Raw genomic sequence first — 12,546 nt, 5'->3', positions numbered from 1 at the left:
ATATACACACAAAATTAGTGAAAATAGGTAAAGGCATTGTCAGTTTTGGTTTATTATTAATAGAAATATTATTGATAGTGCTCTTTTTAGTCGCTTTTTTAATTCGTACCTCTACTTTTCAGACTTTTTTAGCAAGAGAATTAACCACTTATTTATCGGATGAGTTAGCGTCTAAAATAGCCATTGATAAAGTGGATATCTTGTTCTTTGATAGATTAGATCTGGAAGGCATATTTGTGGAAGATAAAAATAAAGATACTTTATTGAGTGCCGAGGTCGTTCGTGTGGTTATTGGAGACTGGGACTTTAAAAGAAAGTATATTGAAATAGACAAAGTGCTACTTGGTGGTGCACATGTGCATTTAAATAAACAGCAAGGGGATAGTACTTTTAATTTTCAACATTTGGTCGATTATTTTGCCACTGAAAAAAAAGATACCAGTACTACAAACTTTAGCGTAGCAGTAAAAACAATAGCGCTGCAAGATGTGAATTTTAAAATGGATAATTTTAATGATTCCGCCCTCGTTTACGGGGTAGATTACAGCCATTTGAACATACAAAATTTAAACGGTGCATTTAACGATTTCTCGTTTGAAGGAGATACTATTAAAACACATATTGAAGGACTTCGTTTTACAGATCAATCTGGTTTGGTTTTAAATAACCTAAGTACGGATGTCTTGTATAGCCCAGAAATAATTGGGTTAAACAATTTAAATCTTGCCCTAGAAAAGACCTTATTACAAGCAGCTTATTTTGAATTAAAAACACCCAATGGTGCAGTCGATTTTAGTGACTTTTTAAACCAGGTTTATTTCAATGCCAAATTGCAGAATAGTGTGGTGAATTTAAAAGACCTTTCTTATTTTGTTCCCCAAATTAAAGGCATGACAGATGATGTGAAAATCGTGAATGCAAAGGTGACAGGTGTGGTAAATGGCATGAGAATAAGAGATGCAGATATTCGAATGCTTGCCAGTACCATACTACAAGGAAATTTTCAAATACCTAATCTTAATGACCTTAATTCTGCTTTTTTAGATGAAAATATTAGTCTATTCCAAACTTCAATTGCAGATATTGAAAGTGTTAATTTATCGCCTTTTATTGCTGGAGATGGCAAAATAGAATTGGCCAGTAACATCAAAAAACTCCATAAAATTCAATTGAAAAATGGACACTTTACGGGGTTTATAACTGACTTTGTAGTGGATGGGGTGATTCAAACTGGATTAGGGAATTTGTATTCTGAAAATGGACTTAAATTTAAGAAAAGAGCAGACGGCCAATATTATTATCAAGGTGCATTAGATAAGGAATTGGCAAAAGATTTAATTGTTGAAGGGTTTGATTTAGGGGCATTGACCGGAAATGTGAACCTTGGTAAAATTAATGGTTACTTACAAGTTTTACCTGAATCTCATGGTTTTTCTTTAGATGAAATTGATTTACTATTTAATGGACGCTTGCAAAATATTGTGATGAATGGCTATGAATATGAAAATATTTCTATTAAAAAAGGCCGGTTTCATGCAGAACGTTTTACAGGTGAAATTGATATTGAAGATGATAATTTAGCTTTAAATTACAATGGTTATGTAGATTTTAAAAAGGAACTTTCCTTTAATTTTGATGTGCGGGTGGATAGTTCTTATTTAACTAAATTGAAGTTGCTGAATGGCAATGAAGGAACAAATTTGAAAACAAAAATTCATGTGAATTTAACCGGTAATAGTTTGGAAAATATCCATGGAGATTTGTCTATCTCCTCTATCGATTATTTTGATGGCAATAAACGTTTAAGCCTGGATAATGTAACCATGCAAATCAATAGAACACCAACTGCTGACCACGTTGCGGTGGAGTCCGATTATGTTTCCCTTCACTTAGATGGACAATTTAACTTTGAATACATTTATCCAATTCTTAAAAATCAAATTGCTAGACTAGTACCTAATTTATTGGAAATAGAACCTATTCCTTTAGAGGTGTTGGAAAATTTTACACTACAACTGGATTTAAAAGATATTAATCCCATATTGAGCTTTTTCGACGAAAATTATTATCTACAACCCAATACCCAAATCGATTTGGAAACAAATTCCTTAGCGGGAACCAGTAAAATGATAATAGCTTCTAAAGAGCTTAGTTTCGAAGGAAGAACATTTGAAAAAGTGAAATTGACCAGCACAATAGACAGTACGCAGGCAGTGCTAGATTACAAAATTGGAAAAATATTTTTAACAGACAGCTTACTGGTAGATAGCTTTTCCTTCTTTTCTAATATTCAAAACAATACTTTAAATACCAAATTAGGCTGGATAGAAAATAATAAAATAAAATCTGCATTTTTTGAAATAGAAACTGTATTGGCTGAAAATAAAGATATTATTTCTGTATTTGCGCCTTCTTATTTTCACTTGCAAGACGAAAAATGGGGTATACTCGACCAAGCTGTAGTGTTATGGAATCCTGAATATATAGAAATAAAGAACTTGGACATTAATAGTGGCAATCACTTTGTGAAATTAAACGGAAAAGTATCTGAAAATCCTGAGGATTGGCTAAATATCAATGTCAAAGATTTTGACCTATCTTCTTTGAATTCATTTACTGGAGAAACGGTAAAATTAGATGGTTTGTTAAATCTAGATGGAGGTTTGTCAGATGTTTATGACAATATTAAGGTGGTGACGAATTCCAATATTAATACATTGGCCATTAATGATGAACTAGTAGGGGATATTAATTTGTCAGGAAAATGGAATAAAGGAAATAATGCCTTGGCGGTAAATGGCGATTTGACTAGAAAAGGCATAAAAAGTTTTGATTTTGATGGCTTGTATTACATAGAAAGAGAAAATAATAATTTAGATGTTAATTTAAAATTTGAACATACAGATATTGGTTTCTTAAATGCATTTTCTGATCCTGAATTATATACGAATATTCGGGGATCGTTAGATGGAAGTTTAAAAGTAAAAGGAGAACTAGATAACCCTATAATTATTGGCGATTTAACGGTGGAGCCCACAAGTGTAAATGTGCCTATGTTTAATGTCGATTATACCATTGCTGGATTAATTAATTTTAATCGAGGTGAAATTATTGCAGATTACCTTGAAATAACCGATCAGATAGGAAATAAAGGGATTGGTATGATGCAGGTGTACCATAAAAAATATAGCGATTGGAATTATGATGTAACGCTAGACTTGGAAGATCCAAGTCTGACCAGAACATTTTTAGCCATGAACACATTTTACAAAGAAGGGGATGTGTATTATGGAAAGGCTTTTATTACTGGTAATGTTAATATTTTTGGGTATGATGATTTAACCGAAATTACTGTAGATATCAAAACTCAAAAAGGAACCAATTTAACCTTGCCACTTTATGGGACAAGCGAAATAGAAGACGGTGGGTTTGTGAAATTTTACAGTGCAGATACTGCAGATCAAAATACTGCTTTGGTAAAATTAGAAAGACTAGGTATGACCTTACAAATGAATTTTGATGTGACCGAGCAAGCTAAAGTTAACATTGTATTTGATCCTATTTTAAATGATAAAATAGAAGCACAAGGTATTGGTCAGATAGAAATGAATATGGATAATTATGGCGATATTTCTATGTTTGGAAAATATAAAATTACCAAAGGTGTGTACCATTTCAATATGAAAAATGTGGTGAAAGAAGATTTTGAAATTATGGATGGTAGTACGGTAGTATGGACACAATCACCATATGATGCAAATATTGACATAAAAACCAGGTTTAAAAGAACAGCAGATATAAGTGATATCATTTCGAGTGATTTAAATCAATCGAGCACGAATGAATTAGTATATGGTTATTTGAATTTAACGAATACCCTCATGTCACCAGAGCTAAAGTTAGACATTGAAGCCCCAGATGCAAAGGATGATGCAAAATCTGCATTGAGCCAAATAACAGGTATTGAAGATGATTTATACAAGCAGTTCTTTTCCCTTTTAATATTTAAAAAGTTTATTCCTGTAGAAGGCTCACTCGCAGCTTCTGGAAATGTTACAGAAGACCTAGTGAACCAACAAATTAATGCGGTGTTGGGACAGATTGGAGATAATTATAACTTAAACTCTGATATTGGAACAGACCATGCCGAATTAGGCTTTTCCACCTCCTTTTTAGATGATAGATTAAAAATGACAACATCCGTAGGGGTTATTTCCTCGGAGGAAGGAGATGATAAAGCATCTAACATTGTAGGGGATGTGAATGTAGAATATGAGTTAAATAAAGATGGGACATTTTCTGTAAATGTATTCAATGAATCTAATGAAATTGCCAACCAAGATAGAGGGGCTTTTACACAAGGATTTGGGTTGAGCTATCAAGAATCATTTAATTCTAGTCGAGATTTTAAGCTTTGGCAAGGAATTTTGAATATATTTAGAAACAAAGAAAATAAACAACAAAAGAAAAAAGGCAGTAATGGTAGGAAAGTGCCTGTAGTTGAAAATTTTAAACCTGCAGTATTGCCAGAAAAAAAATAAATTCTATGAAAAAAGTATTAGTAGCAAATAGAGGAGAAATCGCACTGAGAATCATGCGAACTTTAAAAAGATTAGATATCATTTCTGTTGCAGTTTATTCTGATGCAGATAAAAATGCACCTTTTGTCAAATTTGCAGATGAAGCTTATTACTTAGGAGAATCCTCTCCAGCAAAAAGTTATTTAAACCAAGATAAAATTATTGATATTGCATTGCAAACAAATACAGATGGTATTCATCCTGCTTACGGATTTTTATCGGAAAATGCAGTTTTTGCTAAACGTGTGACCGAAGCAGGAATTAAATTTATTGGACCTGGAATTGAAGCAATCAATATTATGGGAGATAAGATTGATGCCAAACAAGCCGTGAAAGCATTTGATGTACCCATGGTGCCTGGAACGGACGAAGCAATAACAGATATTAATGAAGCAAAGATTATTGCTGAAGGAATCGGTTATCCAATTTTGATAAAAGCTTCTGCTGGTGGTGGCGGAAAAGGAATGAGAGTGGTGGAGTCTAATGAAGAGTTTGAAAGTCAATACGACCGTGCAGTTTCTGAAGCTGTTTCTTCTTTTGGTAATGGTGCTGTATTTATTGAAAAATTTGTTCAAGATCCTAAACACATTGAAATTCAAATTTTAGCAGATCAACACGGAAATGTAATTCATTTATTAGAAAGAGAATGCTCTATCCAACGTAGGCATCAGAAAGTTATTGAAGAAGCGCCTTCTGCTGTTGTGGATGAAGCATTGAGACAACGAATGGGAGCTGCCGCGATAAATGTAGCTAAGTCCTGTAATTATGAAGGAGTAGGTACGGTTGAGTTTTTATTGGATAGAAATAAGAATTTTTATTTTTTAGAAATGAATACTAGGTTGCAAGTAGAGCATCCAGTTACAGAAATGATTACCGGCCTAGACTTAGTGGAAGAGCAAATTAAAGTAGCAAGAGGGGAAGTATTAGACCTAAAACAAAGTGATATTAAAATAAATGGACATGCCATTGAAGTAAGGGTATATGCGGAGGATCCTGAAAATGATTTTTTACCAGATTTAGGTGTTTTAGAATACTATAAAAAACCAACAGGCTTGGGTATTAGAGTGGATGATGGTTACGAGCAAGGTATGCAAATTGCCATTGAATATGATTCCATGATTGCAAAATTAATTGTGCATGCAAAAACAAGAGACGAAGCTATTGATAAGACCATAAAAGCAATTGATGCATACAAAATTAATGGCTTTGCTACTACTTTAGGCTTTTGTAAGTTCGCTTTAAACCACCCAGAGTTTAGAAATGGAAAGTTTACGATTAATTTTGTGGGAGAACATTATGATTTGGCGCTACTTAAAACTCCCCTTAGTGAAGCTATTAGCATTAAGGCATTTCAAGTTTTTCAAGAAAAATTAAAAGAAAATATACCGCAGTTTAAACAAGCTCCTTTTTCAGCTTGGCTAAATAACCGTTAAGCAGGTTTTAACTTTAGAATAGTACAGGTTTGTACAGTTTTATGTATTTAACCTTGGTAAAATCTACGGTTCTTTTTGAACTAAAATAGGAGAGTTGTGCGCGGATTAATAATTGAAATGCCTATTAATTTAGGTATTTTATTTTGCTTGTCTTGTATGCTGTTCGCGTACTATTGAATTTAAACTTTATGGTTTAACAGAAGGACTGCATAAGAATTGGGTAGGTAAAATATATTCCCTCGAAATAAAAGGCATTCTTCCCTAAGTGAATTTCTAATTGCAGGATGGAAGATATAGAAATTAAGTCTAAAAGGCGGGACCAAATGGATCTCCTTTTATTATTTTTTTTACGCAAAGAAGAAAAAGTAAGTTGCGTATAAACTATTTTATAAAACAGTTCAGGATTCGATTTTAAGTGATGTGCAAGGCCATTAGGAGCAATTTTATCTGTGGGTATTTTAAGTCCTTTTAAAAAGTAGCTATTGCAATTAAACTAGGCCATTTTTCATGTAGAAATACCCGCCTTAAAATTTAAAAAAGTAGTGTCTTTCTATTGGTTAAATAATTCTTATTCACCTAATTTGTCTTTTAAATAGGCTTCAATTTTACTGAACGTAAATATTTCCTTGGCCCTTACTGTAACTTGATAAGTGTCATTTTCTTGTTGTGTAATGTTGTAGTGATTGGGATTATAAATCCAAGGACACATTTCCATTAAGGTATTTAATCGCAATAAATTATTACCCACTTCACCAGTCAATGTAAGGACGATTGTTTTTTGTGCTAAGTTTTCCACTTGTTTGGTAATAATAATAGGTTGCTTTAATAGGTTCCTATAAGGGATTAAAAGCTGCTCTTGCTTGTTGTTAACCAGTTGTAAATGCCTGTTTTTAAAGGCTACTATTTCACCTTCCATGGCGTCGAGTCTAAAGTGATCGTTGACCTTAATTTGGTGTTCGAATTTAAAGTATAAACCTATAAAAAAGTCAATAAAGAATTGATGGAACAGGGCAAAAGTTAGAACCAATAAAATACTGGTTAAAATGATACTTGATTTTAACAATAAATAGACCGAAAAAAGTCCAAATAGTAGCCAAATCATCATGCTTATTCTGCCCCAAAGTATTTTGACTTTATCGGCCTTAAATTTCGATTTTAGTATGGGTAAAATATATTTTTTAAGGAAGGCAATTCCAAAAAATACAGCCAGTCCCATACCGGTAATTAAAAGAATCAACCAAAATGACACACTGAGGTCCCAGTCCATGGTCATATGGTCGGTAGTTAGCGGACTGCTGTTCGTGGTGATTTGGTTAATGATGGTATCGCGCACGTTGATTACAATAGGTGGAACCGTCTGCTGTATTGCAGGAATGCTGTCACTATTTAAAGGGATAAGGGTATCAATTGTTGACATATAATTTCTTTTCAATGAAAAAACGAATACTGGAAGGCATTTCAAATAAATCTTTTTCAATATTTTTTATTAATCCTGCTTTTTCTAACAGAATTAAATGTCTGTAGATCCAGACTTTATTACTGTCTCCATAGATGGCATTTAAATCGTTTCTAGATAGTCTTTTGTGTAACTGAAACTGATAGATCATACTTTGCCATACTTCGTCTGGAAATGGGGGTAATACCGCTGCTGGAACTGGTGAAATAACAATGTTATTTTCATCTACACTTTCAATACTACTAATCCAATATTTTAAAGCCATTCCAACATTTCCCTTTGCATTTTGATAAAATCGTTGCATTAATTTTGCTTTCTTTGAATCGGACAAATAATTTTCAGGAATCGTTTTATAAATGTAATTCATACTGCCTAAATGATGTCTAGTTTCTATTACTTTTTTAATTTCAGAACTAGTTAAAGGATTTAAAACAATACTTGCAATGATATGGTGGTTGATAGTAGCATGCTTTTTAATCGACCCATAAGCAAAAATATTACCCGTAAGTATAAAGTAATGCATACTCCCATATTGGTGCATTAAATTGCTTAACTCATTCAATAACTTACTCCCATTTTCTGTATTTAAAAACCAGGTTTCAATGTCTTCTATAAAGAAAATACTTTTTGGTTTTAATTGATGCATAATACCCGACATGGAGTCTTGAATTCCTGTAGCAGTTTGTATAATTCGCAAAATGGAAGCATTTTCTTTCCTCTTTTGCCCTAGGGGTCTTAATCGATAAGCGTCCGCATCTTTTAATACTTGGTGAATAATGTGGTTGGCCACATAAGATTTTCCGGAAAGACTTTCTCCAAGGATTAATATTCCACCTGAAACTCCTTCATCAATTTTTTGTAACCCATTTTTTATGAGTGCTACTTCATTTGTTCTATTTTCAATGATTTCTGTATCGGAATAGTATTTTCCAGAAAACAATTGGTCGTAATAAAATGGTAAATTAATCTGAACTTGCGGCTTGATACTAAACTGCGCAATAAAGTTTTGGTAAATGCTAATCGGACTTAAAACATGGCTGAATTTATCCACATTTGCAATTTTTTCACTATCCTCTTTTCTTTGTATAAGTTTAGAAACAGTTTTGTTTAGAAAGCCACCAATTTTATTTTGGTACTGTTTAATCTGCCCCTTAATTTTATTTCCTTTAGATTCTAATTTGGCTTGGGGGTAAATAATTTCGTACTGTTCTATTATTTTATTGATGTTTAATACATCTGCTAATTGCACCTTTAAATTATCTAACTCTAAAGCAAAGGCTTGGTGCGTGGTTTGGAAAGCTAAATTACAGGACTCACAATCTACACTTAATGCTTCAAGCGCAGCATTTAATCCTTCAGTCTGATTGGTCTTTGCATAGTTTTCTAATTCATTTTGTAATTTGTAAACCCCATTTAATGCAGTAGAGATTATTTTTTTTAACTGATTAATATAGTTTGAAACGATATCTTTAAACGGTTTATAAAAGTTTATCTTAGTCAAATAATCACTGATGTCGTCGAGTTGAACTTGTATGGTTCCGACTTCTTTTTCTTGAATGTTACGAATACTATTTACTGAATTCGCTTTCATTAAAACCACTTCTTCAGGAATTTTTTCAAGCCCATTTTGTATAAAGTCAAGTACATATTGAACAATACCATCTAGGTTAAAATAAACATCCGCAGTCAATTTGGGTTGGTATTGACTTAATGCACCTTTTTTATTGGTATTTATTAGGTCTTTTATGGTAGCTACATTAGACTGAATTACGGCTATATTTTTATTTAATTCTACTATGTAATCTGTTGCTGCTCTTTCTTTAATATTGCCTACTAGGTGATCAATTTTAACCAAAAATTGAATTAAATAAATGTCTGCCTGCATGTTTAAACTAAACAATACCATGTTTCTTTGCCAATAACCAGAGTAATTGCGCAAGCTATTTTGTAATTGCTTTTCTTCACGACGGTTTAAATAGGGGAGGCGTTCTTGGATTTCTCTTCTAAAACTCGTCTTTTCAAGAATCCCACCTAGCTTATTAAGTAAAGCACGATCAGCACTCCTTATTTGCTTGTACAATGAAATTCCAAGTTGAGAGATATTTTCGTTTATTTTTTCATTTATTGTGGTAAAACTTTTCTCAAAATTGCTGGTAAGTTGGGCGCCACTTTCTATTTGATGGACTAGCTTTTTTAACTCTTGGTGAATTAAATTTTTACTTTGGTGTAATAAAATATAGTTCTGATAACCGAATTCTTGTATGTTGCTTTGTAAATTCAATTTTCCTTTTGTATTCCATAACCTTTCTATTTGCTTATTCCAAGCAATTTTTTTTGGTTTATGCACATACGCTCCCTTATTGTCTTTTCTTTTGCTGAGGCGAATTTTTTTAGGTACTTCATAAATAGATTCTTCCTTTTGCGCAATATATGCCGCAAATGACTGATCAAAATCCTGATAGAATTCAGGGAGTTGAAACTTCATATCATCTTCATAAATCGTGTTGATTTGTGTTAATAATTGTTGAATTTCTATCCAAAAATCCATGCCAGGATTTGTGGTAACATTTTTAATAAAGGCTTGAATTTTTGTATTTATTTTTGCAACTTGTTTAAAGTGAAACATGGCAATACGATCAATACTGTCATTCAATGCTGTTTTATATACTTCTCCCCATAGGTTGTCTATTTGTACAATGGCCTCATTCAGTTTTGCGTCTTCAAAAGCAGTCAAGGGAATTAATTTGGAATCGGTAATGGCAACTGTTTCGTAATTTAATTCAATGGTTTCTACTTTTAAATCTGTCTCTTCAAACTGACTAGAAGCTTTTACCAGTAAAGTGGTGCCAATGGTGTTGATCAGTTCATTGGTTTCTTTAATAAATTGGTCAGGCGCTTCAATTTCAGGAATACCAACAAACACTAAGTCAGCTTCAGAAGAGTGCATTTTCATTAATTCATAAATTGGAATTTGGTCCAATCGGTTGGAGATTATTTTTATTTTGGCTTTTACCCTGAATTGGTCTACTACTTGTTGTATTCTATTTTCAATAATTTGATTTTCTGTATTTGTATCATTGACCAATAATACGCGAATATTTGCTTTTGCCCAATCTGTAGAATGACTGATAAATTTAACTAAGCTAAGCATCAATTCAGCATTATTGCCAACACTTCTCCACCATAAATCAATAGTTTCTTTCTTTCTAAATCCCCAACGCTTGTCATAGTCTAAATACAATACATTAAAATCTAGGTCAAATAATTTTTGGGTCATATCGGTAAACCAAACAGGGTCTTTGGTTTCTCCAGGCCATTGCATTAATATGGTATTGGGTTCAATTCCCGAAAAGCCAAAAGTAGAAGCAATACTTTCAATCCCCTTAAATTCATTCTGTACTTCAATCTGTTTACCAAATATGCCGTATTTCTCTAGTTCCTCATCTTTGACGCATTGTTTATGTTTTGGAAATAATACTTTTGCCTCCTTGTTTTCAATCAAATCAAAATTAGTAATGATTCCCGTTTGTCCGGCTATCGCTTTACTGAATTCAATGTATTTATCCCTAGATTCATTTCCACCACTAAATAAAAGAATATTTGGTTTCCAGTTTCTTTTATGGTCGTTAGAGGTCTCCATCTTCCTTAATCCTTTTTTAACAATCGTCGACCAGACCGATTGCCATATATCTCCTGTGCCTAGGGAAACTTGTTTATTATTAAGGTAAAGGTATATGCCTGAAATAATGACCAAAGCGAGAATCATGGACAATATACTGATTTGTGACATTATCGTAAATGTGGCAATAAACCCGATTAATCCAAACCATTTATTGACTTTGAAACTAGGGTTAAAGTCTGCACTTGCCCAACTTTCAAGGAAAAAAGATAAATTGATAAAACCGTAAGCAGCCAAATAAAAGACGGTTAAAATTACAGCAATGACTTCTAATTGTCCAATTAAGACACCACTTTCAGCAATAAAAACGGTCAATAAAAGTGCATTTCTTGGTTCCTTTTCTTTTCCTACTCCTTTGGCAAATAATTTGGGTGTAATTTTGTCAACCGACATGGCTTGAAGAATACGGGGAGCCCCTAAAATCCCGCCAATGGCAGAAGAAAGTGTGGCACCAATAGCACCGAGAATGACAAAAATACCGCCGTATAAGGTTATTTCATAAAGTAGGTTGGTATTTTCTATGAGCGTTTCGCTTGAAAAATTATAGAATAAAAATATGGCGACTAACATGTAGACAACAAAACCAACAGCAATGGCAAGCATGGTACCGATTGGGATAGATTTTTTTGGATTTTTTAAATCACCAGACATGGCAACACCGGCGGTAAAACCCGTAACAGCGGGGAAGAATAAAGCAAATGCTTCAAAATAATCTAGACGATTGGCAGGGTTTACTGCGGACTTAGTAAATACTGTGGCCAGACTTGGATCGCCAAAAGCTATGGCTACCAATGAAAGAACAATTAAAATTAATATAATAAATTGCGTTTTTATAGCGATTGAGGTGCTGATTAAAGCGATAACTGTTAGAAGTATTAAGCCAATTGTACCTGTGAAACGTATCAAATCAATGTCGGACCAACCATTAAAAAAAGATTGGCTATCATTTACAAGGTAGGATTTAACTTCTTGGTCGTTGACTACCTGCTTTATTTCCACAAAATTGATGTCAAGAATGGAGTTGAAAACTTCAGCAAAACCGACCATGTAGAGCGCAATACTTATTGCAGTAGCAACAAAAAGGGTAATGCCCAAGGCTCCTCCGATAGGTAAGCCAAGACTTCGGGATAAAACATAGTACACGCCACCTGCACCTACTTTTTTATCTGTGGCTATAGAAGATACACTTAACCCCGTTGATATGGATATGATGTGGGCGATTATGATAATAATAATCGTACCACCTAGACCTGCATTTCCTACTACTTTTCCAAAAAGTAGGTATAGCATTACTCCTAAAATGGTTAATATAGAAGGAGTGAATACCCCAGCAAATGTTCCAAACTTCTTTTGTTCGCTCATAATTAATTTTCAGAAGAAAAAAATGAAATTTAGTTA

4 protein-coding genes are annotated in these 12,546 nt (G+C 33.2%); 2 read left to right on the top strand and 2 right to left on the bottom strand.

Annotated elements, in window-relative coordinates; translation table 11 throughout:
• Nucleotides 1-17 precede the first annotated feature (17 nt).
• Together DNU06_RS13940 and DNU06_RS13935 are read left to right on the top strand one after the other, a co-directional pair.
• Complete coding sequence (locus DNU06_RS13940; protein WP_111064110.1) at nt 18-4,541, top strand: translocation/assembly module TamB domain-containing protein; 4,524 nt, start codon at nt 18-20, stop codon at nt 4,539-4,541.
• A 5-nt stretch (nt 4,542-4,546) separates the two neighbouring features.
• On the top strand, nt 4,547-6,013 hold the full coding sequence (locus DNU06_RS13935; RefSeq protein WP_111064109.1) for an acetyl-CoA carboxylase biotin carboxylase subunit: 1,467 nt from the start codon (nt 4,547-4,549) through the stop codon (nt 6,011-6,013).
• Nucleotides 6,014-6,581: 568 nt separating this feature from the next.
• Here DNU06_RS13935 and DNU06_RS13930 read toward each other — a convergent pair.
• Both DNU06_RS13930 and DNU06_RS13925 read right to left on the bottom strand, forming a co-directional pair.
• Nucleotides 6,582-7,430, bottom strand: coding sequence for a mechanosensitive ion channel (locus DNU06_RS13930; protein ID WP_146239256.1), 849 nt, complete (start codon nt 7,428-7,430; stop codon nt 6,582-6,584).
• Nucleotides 7,417-12,510, bottom strand: coding sequence for an amino acid permease (locus DNU06_RS13925; protein WP_111064107.1), 5,094 nt, complete (start codon nt 12,508-12,510; stop codon nt 7,417-7,419). Before DNU06_RS13925 ends, DNU06_RS13930 begins: the two co-directional genes overlap by 14 nt.
• Nucleotides 12,511-12,546: the final 36 nt, after the last annotated feature.

Source organism: Putridiphycobacter roseus, assembly GCF_003234935.1.
Lineage (GTDB): Bacteria > Bacteroidota > Bacteroidia > Flavobacteriales_D > Crocinitomicaceae > Putridiphycobacter > Putridiphycobacter roseus.
This window is presented reverse-complemented; position numbering and strand designations above follow the sequence as displayed.

Excerpts from the sequence above, each read along its gene's own strand:
- DNU06_RS13925 (WP_111064107.1), bottom strand. The coding sequence starts at position 12,510 with ATGAGCGAACAAAAGAAGTTTGGAACATTTGCTGGGGTATTCACTCCT.
- DNU06_RS13935 (WP_111064109.1), top strand. The coding sequence starts at position 4,547 with ATGAAAAAAGTATTAGTAGCAAATAGAGGAGAAATCGCACTGAGAATC.
- DNU06_RS13930 (WP_146239256.1), bottom strand. The coding sequence starts at position 7,430 with ATGTCAACAATTGATACCCTTATCCCTTTAAATAGTGACAGCATTCCT.